At 69.2% G+C, this 17,124-nt stretch carries 20 protein-coding genes and 1 tRNA gene; 11 read left to right on the forward strand and 10 right to left on the reverse strand.

Translation table 11 applies throughout. The annotated features are described in order from the left end of the window. Window position 1 precedes the first annotated feature (1 nt). Window positions 2–1,192, reverse strand: coding sequence for a lipid-transfer protein (locus JQS43_RS25265; protein WP_275580982.1), 1,191 nt, complete (start codon window positions 1,190–1,192; stop codon window positions 2–4). A gap of 112 nt (window positions 1,193–1,304) precedes the next feature. Here JQS43_RS25265 and JQS43_RS25270 point away from each other — a divergent pair, with 112 nt between their 5' ends. Beyond that, window positions 1,305–2,177: an SMP-30/gluconolactonase/LRE family protein gene (locus tag JQS43_RS25270; RefSeq protein WP_239676860.1), complete on the forward strand. Its 873-nt coding sequence runs from the start codon at window positions 1,305–1,307 to the stop codon at window positions 2,175–2,177. Between the two features lie 131 nt (window positions 2,178–2,308). Here JQS43_RS25270 and JQS43_RS25275 read toward each other — a convergent pair whose 3' ends face one another. Continuing rightward, window positions 2,309–3,136, reverse strand: a complete 828-nt coding sequence (locus JQS43_RS25275) for an alpha/beta fold hydrolase (RefSeq protein ID WP_239676861.1) — start codon at window positions 3,134–3,136, stop codon at window positions 2,309–2,311. 66 nt (window positions 3,137–3,202) lie between these two features. Between JQS43_RS25275 and JQS43_RS25280 the strand changes: the two genes are divergently transcribed. The 4 genes from JQS43_RS25280 (at window position 3,203) to JQS43_RS25295 (ending at window position 7,733) form a co-directional block, all read left to right on the forward strand. Then, window positions 3,203–4,249 (forward strand): sigma-70 family RNA polymerase sigma factor, encoded by a 1,047-nt coding sequence (locus tag JQS43_RS25280; RefSeq protein ID WP_239676862.1) that lies wholly within the window; start codon window positions 3,203–3,205, stop codon window positions 4,247–4,249. A gap of 84 nt (window positions 4,250–4,333) precedes the next feature. Continuing rightward, entirely contained in the window at window positions 4,334–5,992 is a 1,659-nt protein-coding gene (locus JQS43_RS25285) for an NAD(P)/FAD-dependent oxidoreductase (protein WP_239676863.1), read from the forward strand. Beyond that, entirely contained in the window at window positions 5,989–7,440 is a 1,452-nt protein-coding gene (locus JQS43_RS25290) for an ATP-binding protein (RefSeq protein ID WP_239676864.1), read from the forward strand. Before JQS43_RS25285 ends, JQS43_RS25290 begins: the two co-directional genes overlap by 4 nt. Beyond that, on the forward strand, window positions 7,437–7,733 hold the full coding sequence (locus JQS43_RS25295; RefSeq protein WP_239676865.1) for a UBP-type zinc finger domain-containing protein: 297 nt from the start codon (window positions 7,437–7,439) through the stop codon (window positions 7,731–7,733). Before JQS43_RS25290 ends, JQS43_RS25295 begins: the two co-directional genes overlap by 4 nt. 26 nt (window positions 7,734–7,759) lie before the next feature. Here JQS43_RS25295 and JQS43_RS25300 read toward each other — a convergent pair whose 3' ends face one another. Further along, window positions 7,760–8,350 carry a hypothetical protein gene (locus tag JQS43_RS25300; protein WP_239676866.1) on the reverse strand — a complete coding sequence of 197 codons (591 nt, stop codon included), beginning with the start codon at window positions 8,348–8,350 and terminating at the stop codon, window positions 7,760–7,762. 314 nt (window positions 8,351–8,664) lie between these two features. On the opposite strand from JQS43_RS25300, the gene JQS43_RS25305 reads away from it, so the two are divergent. Both JQS43_RS25305 and JQS43_RS25310 read left to right on the forward strand, forming a co-directional pair. Then, window positions 8,665–9,405: a DsbA family protein gene (locus JQS43_RS25305; protein ID WP_239676867.1), complete on the forward strand. Its 741-nt coding sequence runs from the start codon at window positions 8,665–8,667 to the stop codon at window positions 9,403–9,405. An 11-nt stretch (window positions 9,406–9,416) separates the two neighbouring features. Further along, the gene (locus JQS43_RS25310) at window positions 9,417–10,073 is read left to right on the forward strand and encodes a vitamin K epoxide reductase family protein (protein WP_239676868.1); all 657 of its coding nucleotides are present in this window, start codon (window positions 9,417–9,419) and stop codon (window positions 10,071–10,073) included. A gap of 49 nt (window positions 10,074–10,122) precedes the next feature. Here JQS43_RS25310 and JQS43_RS25315 read toward each other — a convergent pair whose 3' ends face one another. Together JQS43_RS25315 and JQS43_RS25320 are read right to left on the reverse strand one after the other, a co-directional pair. Continuing rightward, complete coding sequence (locus JQS43_RS25315) at window positions 10,123–11,322, reverse strand: RtcB family protein (RefSeq protein WP_239676869.1); 1,200 nt, start codon at window positions 11,320–11,322, stop codon at window positions 10,123–10,125. A gap of 52 nt (window positions 11,323–11,374) precedes the next feature. Then, window positions 11,375–11,449: transfer RNA gene (locus tag JQS43_RS25320), tRNA-Arg, on the reverse strand. 377 nt (window positions 11,450–11,826) lie between these two features. Between JQS43_RS25320 and JQS43_RS25325 the strand changes: the two genes are divergently transcribed. Then, complete coding sequence (locus JQS43_RS25325) at window positions 11,827–12,111, forward strand: putative quinol monooxygenase (RefSeq protein ID WP_239676870.1); 285 nt, start codon at window positions 11,827–11,829, stop codon at window positions 12,109–12,111. A 234-nt stretch (window positions 12,112–12,345) separates the two neighbouring features. On the opposite strand, the gene JQS43_RS25330 is transcribed toward JQS43_RS25325, so the two are convergent. Together JQS43_RS25330 and JQS43_RS25335 are read right to left on the reverse strand one after the other, a co-directional pair. Continuing rightward, window positions 12,346–12,792, reverse strand: a complete 447-nt coding sequence (locus JQS43_RS25330) for a TA system VapC family ribonuclease toxin (protein ID WP_239676871.1) — start codon at window positions 12,790–12,792, stop codon at window positions 12,346–12,348. Continuing rightward, window positions 12,789–13,043 (reverse strand): hypothetical protein, encoded by a 255-nt coding sequence (locus JQS43_RS25335; RefSeq protein ID WP_239676872.1) that lies wholly within the window; start codon window positions 13,041–13,043, stop codon window positions 12,789–12,791. The genes JQS43_RS25330 and JQS43_RS25335 overlap by 4 nt, the downstream gene beginning before the upstream one ends. A 468-nt stretch (window positions 13,044–13,511) precedes the next feature. Between JQS43_RS25335 and JQS43_RS25340 the strand changes: the two genes are divergently transcribed. Then, on the forward strand, window positions 13,512–14,270 hold the full coding sequence (locus JQS43_RS25340) for an HAD family hydrolase (RefSeq protein WP_239676873.1): 759 nt from the start codon (window positions 13,512–13,514) through the stop codon (window positions 14,268–14,270). Window positions 14,271–14,388: 118 nt separating this feature from the next. Here the strand turns inward: JQS43_RS25340 and JQS43_RS25345 are convergent, their stop codons facing one another. The 3 genes from JQS43_RS25345 to JQS43_RS25355 form a co-directional block, all read right to left on the reverse strand. Beyond that, the gene (locus JQS43_RS25345; RefSeq protein ID WP_239676874.1) at window positions 14,389–14,706 is read right to left on the reverse strand and encodes a type II toxin-antitoxin system PemK/MazF family toxin; all 318 of its coding nucleotides are present in this window, start codon (window positions 14,704–14,706) and stop codon (window positions 14,389–14,391) included. Continuing rightward, entirely contained in the window at window positions 14,696–14,935 is a 240-nt protein-coding gene (locus JQS43_RS25350; protein ID WP_239676875.1) for a hypothetical protein, read from the reverse strand. Before JQS43_RS25350 ends, JQS43_RS25345 begins: the two co-directional genes overlap by 11 nt. 654 nt (window positions 14,936–15,589) lie before the next feature. Further along, a complete protein-coding gene (locus tag JQS43_RS25355; protein ID WP_239676876.1) occupies window positions 15,590–15,808 on the reverse strand; it encodes a type II toxin-antitoxin system HicB family antitoxin in 219 nt (72 codons plus the stop codon). A 281-nt stretch (window positions 15,809–16,089) separates the two neighbouring features. On the opposite strand from JQS43_RS25355, the gene JQS43_RS25360 reads away from it, so the two are divergent. After that, window positions 16,090–16,683: a nucleotidyltransferase domain-containing protein gene (locus JQS43_RS25360; RefSeq protein ID WP_239676877.1), complete on the forward strand. Its 594-nt coding sequence runs from the start codon at window positions 16,090–16,092 to the stop codon at window positions 16,681–16,683. Next, complete coding sequence (locus JQS43_RS25365) at window positions 16,680–17,102, forward strand: hypothetical protein (RefSeq protein ID WP_239676878.1); 423 nt, start codon at window positions 16,680–16,682, stop codon at window positions 17,100–17,102. The genes JQS43_RS25360 and JQS43_RS25365 overlap by 4 nt, the downstream gene beginning before the upstream one ends. Window positions 17,103–17,124: the final 22 nt, after the last annotated feature.

Below are 17,124 nucleotides of genomic sequence, written 5' to 3' on the forward strand. Positions count from 1 at the left end.
CTCAATCCACCTTCCGGTACATCGTCACCACGCACGCCCCACCCAGCCCGATGTTGTGTTGCAGGGCAACGTTGGCGCCGCTCACCTGCCGGTCGCCGGCCTGCCCGCGCAGTTGCCAAACCAGCTCGGCGCATTGCGCGAGCCCGGTGGCGCCGAGCGGATGCCCCTTGGCGAGCAGCCCGCCGGACGGGTTGGTGACCACCCGACCGCCGTACGTGTTGTCGCCGTCCTCGACGAACTTCTCTGCCGTCCCCGGCGGCGTCAGCCCGAGCGATTCGTAGCTGATGATCTCGTTAGCGGTGAAGCAGTCGTGCAGCTCGACGACGGGGATCTCCTCCGGTCCGATCCCGGCCGCTTCGTAAACCTGGTGCGCCGCCCGGGCGGCCATGTCGTAGCCGACCAGGTTCAGCAGGTCGGGAGGGTCGAAGGTGGTGGGCTGGTCGGTGGTCATGGCCTGGGCGGCGATCTCCACCCGGGCGTCGAGACCCCGACGCCGGGCGAACTCCGGGCTGCAGATCACGGCGGCGCCCGCACCACAGGTCGGCGGGCAGCACTGCAGCCGGGTCAACATGCCGAAGATGTGCGGCGAGTCGAGCACCTCCGCCACCGAGACCGGGGTGCGGAACACCGCGTTCGGGTTCTGGGCGGCGTGCCGGCGCGCCTTGACCGTGATCTGGGCAAAGGTCTCGGGTTTGGTCCCGTACCGCTCGGCGTACGCAAGCCCCGCGCCACCGAAGTAGCGAGCGGCGAGCGGCGCGTCGCGGTGGTCGGGATACCGCGCGTCGACGACCGCGCTGAACCGGGCGAAAGGCGTGGGTCGGTCGTCCCAGTGAGCACCGAGCGCCCCTGGGCGCATCTGCTCGAAGCCGACCGCGAGCACGCAGTCGGCGGTGCCGCCGAGCACCGCCTGCCTGGCCAACCACAGCGCCGACGAGCCGGTGGAGCAGTTGTTGTTCACGTTCACCACCGGCACACCGGTCATGCCGCTGCCATATAGAGCATTCTGCCCGGATGTCGAATCGCCATACACATAGCCGGCATAGACCTGCTCAACATCGGCCAGATCGACCCGGGCGTCGCGCAGCGCCGCACGGATCGCCACCTCGGTCATCTCGCAATAATCACCGCTCTTGCTGGGTGTTTCGAACTTGGCCAGGCCAACCCCGGCAACTCGCGGTCGATGCTCCGTCATCCGGCTACCCACTTCCCGCACGTTATGACTTGCGCCACTCATCTAGGAGTGATTCACTTAACGTACACAACGTCACCCCCGGTGGCAACCAGCTCAAGCGAAGGAGTAGGCGATGAGCACAACGACGGCGACCGTCTTGCTGGAGGGGTTCGGCTACCTGGAAGGCGCCCGTTGGTACCGCGACGAACTCTGGTGCTCAGACATCCCGACTGGCCGGGTCTACCGGCTCCAGCCGGAGAGCGGCGTCGCCAGGATCGCCACCGAGGTCGACGCCAAGCCCTCCGGGCTCGGGTTCCGGCCGGACGGGACCCCGCTAGTGGTCACACATGCCGACTCCGCGCTACGCCGGATCACCCCGGACGGCGGCACCGAAATCGTGGCATCCCTGAGCGCGGTGGCGGTCGCCGCCAACGACATGTGGGTGGACCCTCAGGGCCGCGCGTACATCACCCAGATCGGCTACGACCTGTTCAACGGCGGCGAGCCACAGGGCCGACCGGTGGTGATCGTGAGTCCGACCGGCGAGGTCACGGTGGCGGGTAAGGACCTGGTCTGCCCCAACGGAATCGGGCTCAGCCCGAGCGGGGACACCCTCTACGTCGCCGAGACGTTCAGCTTCCGGCTCACCGCCTTCGACGTCGACCCGCACGGTCAACTCTCCAACCAGCGGGTGCTCAAGCAGTTCGACAGCCTGGAGCGGGACGCACTGGACGGGCTCTGCGTCGACTCGGCCGGCGGGATCTGGGTAACCGCCCCCTTCAGCAGCGAGGTACGCCGGGTGCTGCCGGACGGCACCGTCACCGACACTGTCCGGACCCACACCCCGGGCCACTTCGTGGTCTCCTGCGCGCTCGGCGGCGACGACCTGCGCACCCTCTACCTCTGCACGGCCGACACCGACCTGGAACGGATGGCGAACAACTTCGACGGCACCGCGAGGATCGAGTCGGTACGCGTCGAAGTGCCGGGCCTCGCCATCCCGTAACCCCCGGCCCCCGACCCCCGGGCCCCGGCCCCCGGAATCCGCCGCCGATCATGAGCCAATTGGCAGACACGCCGGGCGTGTCGATCAACTAGCTCATGATCGGCCCGGCAAAGGGCTGGCTGTGGCTGTGATCAGAGCGCCTCGCGGAGCCGGTCGGCGAACCCGGCCGGATCATCGACGAAGCCGGTGTGGTCGCCGGGGAAGCTGACCGGCGCCACTGCCAACGCGGTCGCCAGCGCCCGGGAGGTCCGATCACACAGCTGGCCGGCCGAGTCGACCCCGATGCCCACCACCACCCGGACCGGTCCCGACCGGAGGGTGTCGAGGTCGGGCCGCCACCGGGTGGTGTGCCGCAGCTCCCGGGCGAACCAGAAGTGCTCGTCCGCCGCCTGTTGCCGATCCCGGGGAGAGCCGAACGCCGCCTGGAAGACCTCGTCCGGCAGCCAGATTCCGGCCTGGTGGAGGAACATCCGCCAGGCTCCCGGCACATCCCCGGCGAGGTAGGTAGCGATGATCTGCTCGGTGCGGGCATGGCTCGCCGCCGGATCTTCGAGCAGTTCGTCCAGCGGCGGTTCGTGAGCCACCACGGTGTCGACCAGGCCGGGGTGGGACTGCGCCATCGCCAGGGCGGTGACCGCGCCGCCGCTGGACCCGAACACCGCGGCCGGCCCGACGTCGAGGTGGGTCAACAGCCTCGCCAGATCGTCGGCGCGAAGCTCCGGGGTGGAGTCCTGCGCCGGGTCCGCCACGATGCTGCGGTGGATGCCCCGCGGGTCGGTAGTCACCACGGTGTGGTCGGCGGCGAGCAGGTCGGCCAGCGGAGCGAACGCCCGGGCGTCCATCGGGGCGCCCACCATCGCCAACAGCGGCCCCTCGCCGCGTACCTCATAGTGCAGCGTGGCCCCGGGCACCTCCAGGGTGCTGGTACGGGCCGGGCCGGTGGCCTGGGTGCGGTTCATCTGTTCCTCCTGGCAGTGTCGGTTGTCATACTGATGACCGGCGGGGAGGGGGCAGAATCATCGGTGGTGAGCAGACATTCTCTGGAGGCCGGGCCCGAGGCCGCCGCTGACCTGGCCCGGGCGCAGGCGGGAGACGGCAGCGCGTTCACCCGACTGGTGGGCCCGTTACGGCCAGAGCTGCATGCCCACTGCTACCGGATGCTCGGCTCCGCCCATGACGCCGACGATGCGCTGCAGGACGCTCTGCTGCGGGCGTGGCGCGGCCTGGCCGGGTTCGAGGGCCGCAGTTCGCTGCGGTCGTGGCTCTACACCGTCACCACCCGGGCGTGCCTGGACGCGCTGACGGCCCGGGGCCGGCGGGCGCTGCCGATCGATGTGGGGCCGGCCAGCGACCAGGTGGTGGTGGATGACCGGCCGGCGACCGAGGTCGCCTGGCTCGGGCCGTACCCGGACATCGCCGATTCTCGGGGCGATGCCACCGGCCCGACCGGCCGGTACGAACAACGAGAAGCGGTCGAGCTGGCGTTCGTCGCGGCACTGCAGCACCTGCCCGGCAACCAGCGGGCGGCATTACTGCTGGTCGAGGTGCTCGGCTTCACCCCGGCCGAGATCGCCACGATGCTGCGGACCTCGACGGCCTCGGTAACCAGCGCCCTGCAACGGGCCCGCCGGGTAATCGCGGAGAAGGTGCCCGCCCCGAGCCAGCAGCGGTCGCTCCGGATGCTCGGGGACGCCCGGCTGCGGGAGGTCGTCACCGCTTTCACCACCGCCCTGGAGCAGGGTGACGTGGCCGGCCTGGCCGGCCTGCTAGCCGACGACGTGACCTGGTCGATGCCACCGCTGCCGCATTGGTACGAGGGGGTGGCTGCGGTGGTGGAGTTCGTCCGGGAGGTGCCGATGAGCCGGTGCGGTTCCTGGCGCCACCTGCCGACCTGGGCGAACGGGCAGCCTGCGGTCGGCTGTTACCGCCGCACCGACCCCGGCGGGGATTACCAAGCCTGGTCGGTGAATGTGCTTCGGTTCCGGGGTGACCGGATCGCCGAGGTCGTCTCGTTCATCGGTGCCGAGCACTTCACGCTGCTGGGCCTACCGACCAGCCGACCTGCCGACTAGCCGACCTGCCACCCTGCACAACTGCGCTCCGCGGGTTCATAGTGGGAAGGAGCGAGCGCAGGGGGATCGCGCAGGGGGCTCTGGATGGCGACCAGACCGGTGTTGTTGACGGTAGAGGACGATCCGGCGGTGAGCCGGGCGGTGGCCCGCGACCTTCGCCGCCGCTACGGCGACACCTACCGGGTGGTCCGCGCCGACAGCGGACCCGACGCGCTCGCCGCGCTGCGGGAGCTCACCGTCCGGGGCGAGGCCACCGCGGTGGTGCTCGCCGACTACCGGATGCCTGGCATGACCGGCGTCGAACTGCTCGAACAGGCGATGGACATCGCCCCCACCGCGAAACGGGTACTCCTCACCGCGTACGCCGACACCGACGCCGCGATCCGGGCGATCAATGAGGTCGACCTCGACTACTACCTGCTCAAGCCTTGGGACCCGCCGGAAGAACGGCTCTACCCGGTCCTCGACGAACTGGTCGAGCAGTGGGCGCGCAACGCCCGGCCCAGCTTCGAGGGCGCGACCCTGCTCGGCCACCAGTGGTCGGCCGGCACCCAGGAGCTCAAGGAGTTCCTGGCCCGCAACCAGGTCCCGTACCGGCACCTGCCGGCGGCCGACGCAGCTGCGGTGATGGAGGCGGCAACCCTAACCGAGGCTGACCTGCCGGCGGTGGTGCTCGCAGACGGGCAGGTGTTGCGCCAACCCACCCTCCGCGAGCTCGCCGAGCGCTGCGGCCTGGCCACCACCGCCGGTAGCGCGCTCTACGACGTGGTGGTGATCGGGGCCGGGCCCGCCGGTCTGGGGGCGGCGGTCTACGCCGCCAGCGAAGGGCTCCGCACACTGATGGTGGAGCAGGAGGCGATCGGCGGGCAGGCGGGGCAGAGCAGCCTGATCGAGAACTATCTCGGTTTCCCGCGCGGGGTGAGCGGGGACGACCTGGCCCAGCGGGCCCGGGACCAGGCGGTCCGGTTCGCGGTGGAGGCGTTGACCACCGCCCAGGTGGTCGGAGTCGAGCCGCGCGGCGACGGCCGGGTGGTCCGGTTCTCCGACGGTAGCGAGGTGACCGCGCACGCGGTGGTGCTCGCCACCGGGGTGGCCTGGCGGCGGCTCGCCGCCACCGGCGCCGACGCCTTCGCCGGGCGCGGGGTCTACTACGGCGCCGCCCAGCACGAGGCGGCCGGCTGCCAGGGCGAAGACATCTACCTGGTGGGCGGCGCCAACTCGGCCGGCCAGGCGGCGTTGCACTTCGCCAAGTTCGCCGACCGGGTGGTGATGCTGGTGCGAGGTGGGGACCTGCGGCACAGCATGTCCGAGTACCTGGTGGCGCGGATCGAGGCGCAGCCCCGGATCGAGGTCCGGCCCCGCACCGAGGTGGTCGCGGCGCAGGGCGACGGGCGGTTGCAGCGGCTGGTGCTCGCCGACCGCGCCGCCGGCACCGAGGAGACGGTGGCGGCGAGTCGGCTCTTCGTCTTCATCGGCGCCTCGCCGCTGACCGACTGGCTCGACGAATCGTTCCTGCGCGACAGGCACGGCTTTCTGCTGACCGGGCCGGCGCTGCTTGATCAGGAGCGGCGGCCGCCGCCGTCCTGGCCGCTCAACCGCGACCCGTACCACCTGGAGTCGAGCGTGCCGGGCGTCTTCGTCGCCGGCGATGTGCGGGCCGAGTCGGTCAAGCGGGTCGCTTCGGCGGTGGGCGAGGGGGCGATGGCGGTCACCTTGATCCATCGGTATCTGGAGACGATATGACCGGCCCGAACATTGCCATCGACGAGCTTCGTAGCCTGTTTCTCTTCGAGGCGCTCACCGATGATCAGCTGGGCTGGATCGCCGAGCGGGCACAGGTGCGCACCTTCGACGCCGGGGCGGTCGTCTACCGGGCCGACGAACCGGCCGAGGCGCTGTGGGTGCTGCTGGACGGCCGGCTCCGGCTGACCCGCACCGCCGACGGCGAGGAGGTGCCGGTCAACGAGACCGCGCACCGGGGCGCCTACGCGGGCGCGATCCGCGCGTTCACCGCCGCCGCGCCAGGCATCTACCAGAGTTCGATGGTGACGGTCGCGCCGAGCCGGTTCCTGCGGATCTCGGCCGACGACTTCTCGACCCTGATGCACGACTGGTTCCCGCTCGCGGTGCACCTGCTCGACGGGCTGTATCTGGGCATCCAGAACACCGAGGCGACGATCCGGCAACGTGAGCATCTGGCACAGCTCGGCCACCTCGCCGCCAACCTCGCGCACGAGCTGAACAATCCGGCCGCGGCGGCGGTACGCGCCTCGGCGCAGCTGCGCACCCGAGTGGCCGGGATGCGGCACAAGCTCGGCCTCCTCGCCGGCCAGCGGATCGACCCGGAGCTGCTGCGCACCCTGGTCACGGTGCAGGAGGCGGCGGTGGAGCGCGCCGCCAAACCGCGCGAGCCGCTGTCGTCGCTCGCCGAGAGCGACCTGGAAGATGCGCTCGCCGACCAGTTGAGCGACCTGGGGATCCCCGATGCGTACGCGCTGGCGCCGGTCTTCGCCGGTGCCGGGCTCGACGCGGACTGGCTGGCCGAGGTCGCCGACGGGCTGGCGCCGGACGCCCGGGAAGGCGCGCTGCGGTGGCTGGCGTACACGGTGGAGACGGAGCTGCTGATGGACGAGATCGAGGACGCCTCGACCCGCGTCTCCACCCTGGTCGCCGCGGTTCGCCAGTACTCCCACCTGGATCAGGCCGCGCATCAGGAGATCGACCTGCATCCCGGACTGGACAGTACGCTGGTGATGTTGGGGCACAAGCTCACCGCGGTCCAGGTGCATCGGGAGTACGACCGGGAGTTGCCGACGGTGCCGGCGTACGCCTCGGAGCTGAACCAGGTCTGGACCAACCTGATCGACAACGCGGTGGACGCCATGGCCGGTCGGGGCGACCTGTGGATCCGGACCTACCGGGACGGCGAGTGGGCGGCGGTCGCGATCACCGACACCGGCCCGGGCATCCCCGACTCGGTCCGGGGGAACCTCTTCGACGCGTACGTCACCACCAAACCGGTCGGCCAGGGCAGCGGGCTGGGGCTGGACAACGCCCGACGGATCGTGACCCGGCGGCATCGGGGCGAGCTGTCGTTCACCACCGGGCCCGACGGCACCACCTTCACCACCCGGCTCCCGCTACCACCGGGGGTCGAAGCGGCAGCCACGGAGCAGGGGAGGCAGACATGACCGGATGGGTGGCGGCCCAGCCCGCCGGGCCCGGCTGTGCGCACGCACAGAGCGCCCCGGTGATCATCGAACCCGCACAGGTGTGCGCCGAGTGCGTGGAGCAGGGCACCGAGTGGGTGCACCTGCGCCGCTGCCTCAGCTGCCAGCACATCGGATGCTGCGACAGTTCGCCGCAGCGCCACGCCAGCCGGCACTGGCGTCGCAGCGACCACCCGGTCGCCTCGTCCGCCGAGCCGCGCGAGGGCTGGGCCTGGTGCTTCCCGGACGAGCTGCTGCTGGTACCGGCGGGTTAGACCGGACGCGGCACCGACCGGTCGGGCTACGCTGACCGGAACTCGTGCGCCGGGCACCGGCCGCAGAACCGCCGCAGCTGCCCGGCCGACTGCGGCGACCATTGCGACCACTGCGACCACTGGTGCTCCTGCCGCTGCCGGTGCACCAGCTGGTGATCGCAGCGCTGGCACACGTAGATCTGGTCGCACGGGCCGGGTGACGTCTTCAACATCATCTCGAGCAGGTCGTTGACCGCTGCCCCGATCGGGTTCCGGGGGCGCCAGTCGGCCGCGTACACATAGCTGTAGCTGTGGTCCGGGCTCACCTGCTGCTGCTCGCCACACCGCGCACAGATCTGCTCCCGCTGGCAGGAGTAGTCCTCAGTGAAGTAGGGGGCTGCCCAAGCGTGATCGGTGCGTTGTTCGGAGTGGTCGCAGCGGCGACACATCCGGGTGAAGAAGCACGGGTCGGCCGCCGACGGCGACCACGGCGGCAGGTCGTGCTCCACCTTGGCCGAGCTGCGGTCGCAGGCGGAGCAGTCGGACTCGAACCGGCAGGGGGTGGCAGGGTCGGCCGACCGCTGCCAGTCGAAGATATGGAACCCGAGTTTGCACTTGGCCTTTTGAACGAAGCCCATGACGTCCTCGATCCCGAGTAGGAACGCCGACCCTCCTGTGTGGCTGATGTTACGCCGAGTAAGACCGCCGCCCGGTCGTCCGGACAGTCGGAAATCCGACGGCTCCCGGGTGAGGGCGGGCAGCTGATGGGTGTGAGCCTGGCCACCGACGGCGGATTCCGTTCCGACGATGAGTCAGGATTGGTACGAAACGCCATAATTCACCACACAATCGGGGTACCGTGGAACTCGCTCGGCCCGCCAGCCGACCACCTGCTCGACAACACCCGCGCGCGGCCGCCCCTGGGTGATCGCGCAGACCAGAGAAAGCAGCCATGGCAGACAAGAACCGGACCCGCCAGCCGGCCAACCGGGCCGGCCGGCCACGCAACCGCGCGGCCGACCGCGCCGCCGCCTCGCTGAGCCGCCAGCGCGGGGTCAGCACCAACACCAAGCTCACCGTGGGCCTGCTCGCGGTGCTGCTGGTCGGGCTGGGTGCGCTCTTCTTCTTCGTCGACCGCTCCGACGAGGGCGCGGTCGACGGCAACCTGGTGGCGGCCGACAGCCACCGGCTTGCCAGCACCGAGGGCGATCAGGTGGCGCTGGTCGAGTTCCTCGACTTCGAGTGCCCGGCCTGCGCCCAGGTGTTCCCAGCCGTGGAGCAGCTACGGACCGAGTACGACGGGCAGATCACCTACGTGCCGCGGCAGTTCCCGCTCTCCTCGCACCCCAACGCGGAGAACGCCGCCCGGGCCGCCGAGGCCGCCGGCGTACAGGGCCAGTTCGAGCAGATGTATGTCCTGCTCTTCGAGAACCAGCCACAGTGGCGGGGCGCCGGCGGCGACCAGACCGAGACCTTCGTCGGGTACGCGGAGCAGCTCGGCCTCGACGTCGAGCAGTTCCGTGCCGACCTGACCAGCCCCGAGGTGACCGAACGGATCCGCGAGGACCGCACGGCCGGGCAGGAGGCCGGCGTCACCGGGACACCCACGTTCTTCCTCAACGGCGAACGGCTCGACGTCCCGCCCACCTACGACGCGCTCAAGAGCGCGGTCGACGAGGCGCTGGCGGAGTAGGCGAACCAGACATGGCGCTAGAAACGCCGCCGGCCACCGGCCGCGACCCCGCCACCCCAGCCCAGCAGCCCGCCCACCGCACCGGTGAGCGGCTGCTCGGCTGGGTGCTGACGCTCGGCGGCCTGATCGGGCTGGTCGCCGCCGGGGCGCTGACGGTGGAGAAGATGGCGCTGCTCGCCGACCCCGCCTACCAGCCCACCTGCAGCATCAATCCGGTCCTCTCCTGCGGCTCGGTGATGATGACGCCGCAGGCGGAGGTGTTCGGGTTCGCCAACCCGCTGATCGGGGTGGCCGGCTTCCCGGTGGTGGTCACCCTGGGGGTGGCGGTGCTCGCCGGCCTCCGGTTGCCCCGCTGGATTTGGTTGGGGTTGCAGGCCGGTGTCACCTTCGGCGTGGTCTTCGTCCACTGGCTGATCTACCAGAGCCTCTACCCGATCGGGGCGCTGTGCCCGTACTGCATGGTGGTCTGGGTCGCGATGATCGCCGTCTTCTGGTACGTCACGCTCTACAACCTGCGGCAGCGCAACCTGCCGGTGCCGGCTGCGCTCGCCGGGGTCGCGGACACGCTGGTACGCAACCACTCGTTCCTGCTGCTGCTCTGGTACCTGGCGATCGGGGCGCTGATCGGCGTCGAGTTCTGGGACTACTGGCGCACACTACTGCCCTGAGCTGCCCGCGGCCCGGCCGGCCGCGGGCAGCCTGCCGGCGAGGCATCCGCTAACCCTTGACGCAGACCACCTGGCGCAGGTGGGCCACCACCTCGACCAGGTCCCGCTGCTCGGCGACCACCTGCGCCAGATCCTTGTAGGCGGCCGGGATCTCATCCACCACGCCGGCATCCTTCCGGCACTCCACCCCCTCGGTCTGGGCGGCCAGATCGTCGGTCGTGAAGCTCCGCTTCGCCGCCGCCCGGGACATCCGGCGACCGGCCCCGTGCGAGGCCGAGCAGTACGCCGCCGGGTTGCCCAGGCCCCGGACGATGTACGAGCCGGTCCCCATGCTGCCGGGGATGACACCCAGCTCCCCGGCACCGGCCCGGATCGCACCCTTCCGGGTCACCAACAGCTCCACCCCGTCGTAGGTCTCCTCCGCCACATAGTTGTGGTGGCACGAGATCGGCTCGTCGAACCGGACCTGCGGCACCTGGTCGCGGAGCACCCCGCAGAGCAGCGCAAGCATGACCGCCCGGTTCCGGGCGGCGTACTCCTGCGCCCAGGCCAGATCCCGCCGGTAGGCGGTCATCTCCGGGGTGCCGGCGACGAAGACCGCCAGATCCCGGTCCGGCAGGTCGGCGTTGTGCGGCAACCGGCGGGCGGTCGCGATGTGCCGTTCGGCCAGCTCCTTGCCGATGTTCCGGGAGCCGGAGTGCAGCATCAACCAGACCCGCCCGGCGCCGTCGCCGCCCTGCTCGACGCAGACCTCGATGAAGTGGTTCCCGCCGCCGAGGGTGCCGAGCTGCTGGGCCGCCCGGGACTCGAGCTTGCCGACGCTGGCGTGCAGATCGCCGAACCCGGCCCAGAACGGCTCCCAACCCTTTCCGTCCAGGCCCCGGACCCGCCGCGGGTCGACCGGGCGCTGGTGCCGGCCGAAACCGACCGGGATCGCCGCCTCGATCGCCGACCGCAGCCGGGACAGGTCGTCGGGCAGCTCAGCATCGACCAGCGAGGTGCGGACCGCGGTCATGCCGCAGCCGATGTCCACCCCGACCGCGGCCGGGGCCAGCGCCTGCCGCATCGCGATCACCGAACCGACGGTGGCACCCTTGCCATAGTGGACATCGGGCATCACCGCGACCCCGTCGACCCACCGCAGATTGCCGATGTTGCGCAGCTGCCGGGTGGCCCCCGGGTCAATCTGGTACGGGTCGGTCCACACCTTGACCGGCGCCCGGGTGCCGGGCAGGGTCGTGTACGGCATCGCCATTCCTTTCAGTCGGTCCCGGCCAACAATCGGATTACTGCGCCGGGAGCGCCCTCGGGAGGAGTCGAACCTCCACATGTCACAGCTTCGTAGGCTGCCGCTCTGTCCATTGAGCTACGAGGGCTGGTGGTGCGGGACCGATCGGCGGAGATGACAAAGCCGCCCGGTCCGGCGGGGACGGGGCGGCTCACGCGTCGCTCGGCTATGCGCCTAGCCTCGCCACCGCCCGGGGTGCAGCTGGTATCGGTCACCGCGCCGGAGCAGACCGGCACGGCGCGCCTGACCGACGTGCGGCTGCGGCCGCCGTGGTTGCCAGGTGTGCCGTGCTTTCACAGGTCTCTCCTCTGTGCGCTGTGGTCGGTGGTGGACGGTGTTCACCGTACCCATCACGCCGCCGCCGCGAAAGCGGTTATCCGCTCGTGGGCCCGCCTAGCGGTTATTGTCGGACCCGGCTGCCAGGATCCGCGCGAACCTGCCAGTTAGTAGTAGGAGGGCACCATCGTGATCATCATCGCGGGCAGACTCGACGTCGACCCGGCCGGCCGGGCGGAATATCTGGCCGGCTGTCGGCCGATCATCGAGCAGGCCCGGAGTGCCGACGGCTGCCTCGACTTCGTGCTCGCCGCCGACCCGATCGAGCCCGGCCGGATCAACGTCTACGAACGCTGGGGCTCGACCGAGCAGCTGGAGCAATTCCGCGGCGAGGCGCCGGAGTCACCAAGTGCGGTGCCGATCCTCGACGCCAGCGTCCAGCGGTATGAGATCTCCGCGGTCGGCCCGCCGTAGCCGACCAACCGGACAGCGCCGGCATCGGGACGCGGCTAGTTCGGGGGCAGAGAGAGCAGTTGCTCCGCCACCTCGGTCAGATCGTCGCCGGTCACGTCCGCATCAGCTCCGGCGGCTGGCCTATCTCCTCGAACCGGGCACGCAGCGGGCCAGGTCGGCGAGGGTCTCCGGCACATCAAAGGCGACGGCGTGCGGGCGAACTGACACCGTATGACGCGGCCCATTAGCCGGAGGTCAGTTTGCGGCGGTCAGGGATGGGCCGAGCGTCTCCACCCGCACCGAGGGGTAGCGGCGAGCGAGTTGACGGTCGAGCGTTACCAGGCTGAGGTCGGCGGCCTGCGCAAACGCGGCAAGATAGTCGTCGGTCCACAGCTTGTGGCTACCGTCGTCACGGGCAGAGATCGCCCGCCAGACGTGTTCAAGCTGAAGTGGCTCGTCTGCCCAGGACACCCGGTCATCGGCTCGAAGCCGGTCGACGACCGCCCACGCATCACGGCGACTGGTGGCGTCTGCGCCCATAACCGCCGGGTTGGACAGCAACCGGAGCAGACTCATCTGGGTGACCCGGCACAGGATGACCCCACCCGGTTGCTGCTCGAACCAGCTCGCGGCAACCGGGTGGTGGACGTGCCTGCCCCAGACGGCGGCCAGCCAGACACCGACGTCGGCCAGGAGACTCACCCGCCGTACCTCTCCGCTTCGTCCGCCGCCAGCGCGGCTTCGATGTCGGCGTTCGTCACGTGGACCGCTGGTGTGGCGGCGACTCCGACCAGCGGAAGGGTTACTCGGCTAGCCCCTTGCCGAGCAGCGGGCAAGCCGAGCTCGTGGGTGATGGCGCGACTGAAGAGCTCTTTGAGAGTCACCCCGAGCTCTGCTGCCCGGATCTTCGCCGCCTGCATGACCTCAGCGGGTAGATCAATCGTGGTGCGCATAAAGACATATTAGCATCACCCTGGCGACCCGTCGACTTCCCGCCGGGAAAGCCTCACGCTGGGTGATACCCAAGATGATCATGGGAAAGTGGCGGTAGCAGCGAACCGGCGACCTTCCGCTTTTCAGGCACGCATCTTTTCCCAGCTCAGAGCCGGTACGATCGGCATTCGTGCGACTGGCGTGCGACTAGCTCCGCTCAGGCGGCCGCGACCATGTCGACGCCTACCGCGGTCCCGGAGTATCCCCGAGCGCGACGCACCCGGGCAGGTCGGGAGACCGCGCCCCGTACACCATCCTCGGCGTGCTGGCATTCGGTGGATAGCTCAGCCCGGCCAACCTGCCGGCCTCCGCCCGGCGGGCAACCCTACAGGTCGTGAGCGTTCCATCAGCCCGTCATGCCTCAGCGCCGGAGGCGTCGCAGAGTCCTGCCGCAACCACCTTTAACACCACCGGCGATCAAGGCAGAGGTGCCCGACGAGGACCGGATTGTGATCGACATGCGAGTGGTCCTCCACGATGCTGCCAGGATGGTCAAGGGCTTGCTTTTGGACTTCTACGGCACGGTGGTGGAGGAGGACGACCGGGTCGTGGCGGCGATCTGCCACGATGTCGCGGCTTCGACCGCGGTGCAGGTGACGCCGGCGCAGGTGGGTACCGCGTGGTGGCGAGCGTTCCAGGCTGCCATGGCGGCGTCGGATTTCCGGTCACAACGGGAGATCGCCGTAGCGAGCTTGGCCGAGGTCGCGATGACATTGGAGTGTCGTGGTGATCCGGCCGGATGGTGCGAACGACAGTTTGCGTACTGGCGCAGGCCACCCATGCGGGCGGGTAGCCGGGCCTTTCTCGAGGCGACTGACCTGCCGATCTGCATAGTTTCGAACATCGACCGGGATGATCTCGAAGCTGCCCTGGAGTATCACGGTCTCGCCTTCACAGCGGTGGTCACCAGTGATGACGTGCGCGTATACAAGCCTGCTCCAGCCATGTTTCAGCAGGCGCTGGCGGCCCTGGGCCTGGACGGCGATCATGTCGTTCATGTCGGAGATTCGCTGACCGCCGACGTTGCCGGAGCACATGCTGCGGGACTCGCGGCGATATGGGTAAACCGCAGGGGTCGCGAGGCGCCCCCATGGCTGGCTGCCCGCCACATAGTTGAGAGCTTGACCGAACTAGGGCCCATGTTGTCCGTGCACGGTCAACCCCGTCCGCTTCCTGAAGTTAGATGACTGCCGGTGCACTGATCTCAGCAGATGAGGGCACCTTCGCGCGGGTCTACGCAAGGGCGAGGCTTGCCAGCGAGCTTGCGACGGCCCGCTCGACACGTGGTGGACATCGACGTTTCGGTCAAAGGATGTCGAGGACAGCTCGAAGCAGCCGATTGACCTCGGCCATCTCGGCTGGACTCAGTCGCCCGACCCGGTCGCCGATGGCCTTCTCGACGTCAACGGCGCGCAGTTGGTCCAGCATGAGTCGGGTCGGCTCGCCGCGCACCGTGACTTCGGGTCGGAACACGTACGGGTGTGCCGAGGTGGAGGTTGGGGCGACGATCGTCGTTGACAGGTGGAGATCGTCGGACTGCACCACCACGGCGTACCGGCGACCTTGCTGCTCGTGACCCACGGCATTGCGGGGTGCGCGCAGGCGGTATACGTCACCACGCACTGATCTCGTCCATCTCCGCCTGGACCCGGCGAACCTCCGCAAGATCATCGGCGTTGTCGCGAGCATGTTCCGCGTCGGCACGTATCCTCGCCCGCAGTGCCTGGTCGGCGTGCTCGTCAAGGAGCCGCGTAATTACCTCGTCAATCGGGGCGTCACCGAAATCCTGCGCGCGGGTCCGCATCAGCCGGTCGCGAGTGACTGTGCTGACTCTGATCGTCGTCGTCGCCATGCAATAAGTCTACGTATCAGGCTACGTTTTGTCTACATGTTTGATCTACATGCGTAGCCCCTGCCATCTCGTTTCGGCCGGCCCATCGGGCATGACGCACATGATCACGCTCATCGGCATCAAGCATTAAGGCGGAGGCTGCGATGCGTGGCGCGTAACCGGGCGGAGCGGCGATGACTGCTACCGACTCATCGAGAGGCACCGGTCAACGGCCATCGGGTCGCGGCCACCAGCCGACGGTCGCCTCGGCCCAAACACAGTCAATCTTGGAGAGTTGCTGTTCGTAACGAACAGCAACTCTCCAAGATCTGGCCCACGGCATGCTGCTGCCGAGGAGCTTGAGTGCACACAACCTCCGCAGCTCGACCCTGCCTTACGACAGCTGCTCAGGCGCAAGGCTCCGCAGTCGACCTCTGATTGGGAACCGCGTGCGACAAGCTTCGGTGATCATGGGGAAACAGGGGTCAGCAGCGAGCAAGAAGACTGGTTGAGGCAAGGCGCCGAGACCGGCTCTGAGCTGCGAAGACGCTGACTAGTGGTGGTGGCCAGGGCCGGGGTCGAACCGGCGACCTTCCGCTTTTCAGGCACGCATCTTTTCCCAGCTCAGAGCCGGTACGATCGGCATTCGTGCGACTAGCGTGCGACTAGCTCCGCTCAGGCGGCCGCGACCATGTCGACGCCTACCGCGGTCGGCTCGGGCACCGGCTCGCCGCGCTCCTGCAACAGCTCCACGTGCAGCCGGATCGCCGCACGCATCTCCTCGACGGCCTCGGCCGGAGTATCCCCGAGCGCGACGCACCCGGGCAGGTCCGGAGACCACACCCCGTAGCCGCCATCCTCGGCGCGCTCGATAACCACTGCGTATCCGCTCACAGGTACTCCCAGGTTGGGGCGCGAGTCGCTTCGGCCCCACATTCTTGGGTTCTGCGAACCGGGGTTACCGGTTGCACTGCACGCCGCCCGGCACTGGTTGAGCCGGGGCCTGCTACGGCATCGACGATGCTGGGTGCCGGCTATCCCGTAGCGGGCCGCGGACCGCGGACTCTGCACACTATCCTGTATATGGATACACTATCCGACATCTGAGCACAGCATCCTGGAGACCAGTGGACGTCGCCCATCCGATCCGAACCGTTACGCCAACCCTGGACGGCGTGGTCCTTGAGGTCTTGGCGCGCACGACCTCGTCCTTGACCGCTCCCGAGGTGTACCGGTTGGCCGGCACCGGATCGACCAATGGTGTCCGGCTGGCTTTGAACCGGTTGGCCCACCAAGGGCTGGTGGGAGCCGAACGTCGGGCCAACACCGTTTTCTATCTAGCCAACCGGGATCACCTGGCGTGGCCCGCGGTCGAGGCCCTGACCAGTCTGCGTCGCACGCTGATCAATCGAATGGTCGAGGAGATGACGGCCTGGGAGGTAAGGCCCGTGCACGCATCCTTGTTCGGCTCCGCCGCCCGAGGCGATGGCGACGCAGACTCCGACATCGACCTGCTTCTTGTCCGCCCGGACCGGGTTGACGAGGAAGCACCGCCCTGGGCCGAGCAGGTCGACCGGCTTCGCGGGCTGGTCTCGGCGTGGACGGGCAACCACTGCCATGTGTTTGAACTCGACCGGGCCCGGCTCGCCGAACACCTCCGAACACGGGACCCGATCGTCGATGAGTGGCGGCGAGATGCGGTCAAAATCGCCGGTGACGAACTACGGCAGGTGCTGCGGCGGCTGCCCCGTACTGGAGGCAGAAAATGAGCCCGCGACCGGTCGGCCGGACCCAGAACTGTGGTGCGGCGGAAGGGCGGGTCCGGCTGGACCAGGCTCGGGCATTCCTTGACGTCGCTGAGCTGGTAGGTGCAGAGGACAACGAGCTGGCTACACCAAGTGTCGCCACAGCGCTAGCGGTGCTGGCCGGGATAGCGGCGGCGGACGCAGCCTGCTGCACGGTCCTGGGGCGGCGGGCGCGAGGCCAGGACCACCGACAGGCGGTGGATCTGGTCGCACAGGTTGCCCACGGCGGAGCGGCGATGTCCCGTCATCTCCGCCGCCTGCTCGCGGTAAAGGATGATGCCCACTATGGCCTACTGCACGTCAGCCACCAGCGGGCCACCGCAGCGCTACGACAGGCCAGGCAGTTGGTGGACACCGCAGCAGATCTGCTTGATGAGTCGTAACCACCTGTTCCGCCAGCTTTAG

It is taken from the genome of Natronosporangium hydrolyticum, assembly GCF_016925615.1.
Lineage (GTDB): Bacteria > Actinomycetota > Actinomycetes > Mycobacteriales > Micromonosporaceae > Natronosporangium > Natronosporangium hydrolyticum.

Bases quoted from the DNA above. Each gene is read 5' to 3' on its own strand.
- JQS43_RS25265 (WP_275580982.1), bottom strand. From the start codon at position 1,192: ATGACGGAGCATCGACCGCGAGTTGCCGGGGTTGGCCTGGCCAAGTTC.
- JQS43_RS25270 (WP_239676860.1), top strand. From the start codon at position 1,305: ATGAGCACAACGACGGCGACCGTCTTGCTGGAGGGGTTCGGCTACCTG.
- JQS43_RS25275 (WP_239676861.1), bottom strand. From the start codon at position 3,136: ATGAACCGCACCCAGGCCACCGGCCCGGCCCGTACCAGCACCCTGGAG.
- JQS43_RS25285 (WP_239676863.1), top strand. From the start codon at position 4,334: ATGGCGACCAGACCGGTGTTGTTGACGGTAGAGGACGATCCGGCGGTG.
- JQS43_RS25290 (WP_239676864.1), top strand. From the start codon at position 5,989: ATGACCGGCCCGAACATTGCCATCGACGAGCTTCGTAGCCTGTTTCTC.
- JQS43_RS25295 (WP_239676865.1), top strand. From the start codon at position 7,437: ATGACCGGATGGGTGGCGGCCCAGCCCGCCGGGCCCGGCTGTGCGCAC.
- JQS43_RS25300 (WP_239676866.1), bottom strand. From the start codon at position 8,350: ATGGGCTTCGTTCAAAAGGCCAAGTGCAAACTCGGGTTCCATATCTTC.
- JQS43_RS25305 (WP_239676867.1), top strand. From the start codon at position 8,665: ATGGCAGACAAGAACCGGACCCGCCAGCCGGCCAACCGGGCCGGCCGG.
- JQS43_RS25310 (WP_239676868.1), top strand. From the start codon at position 9,417: ATGGCGCTAGAAACGCCGCCGGCCACCGGCCGCGACCCCGCCACCCCA.
- JQS43_RS25315 (WP_239676869.1), bottom strand. From the start codon at position 11,322: ATGCCGTACACGACCCTGCCCGGCACCCGGGCGCCGGTCAAGGTGTGG.
- JQS43_RS25335 (WP_239676872.1), bottom strand. From the start codon at position 13,043: ATGCGCACCACGATTGATCTACCCGCTGAGGTCATGCAGGCGGCGAAG.
- JQS43_RS25350 (WP_239676875.1), bottom strand. From the start codon at position 14,935: ATGGCGACGACGACGATCAGAGTCAGCACAGTCACTCGCGACCGGCTG.
- JQS43_RS25365 (WP_239676878.1), top strand. From the start codon at position 16,680: ATGAGCCCGCGACCGGTCGGCCGGACCCAGAACTGTGGTGCGGCGGAA.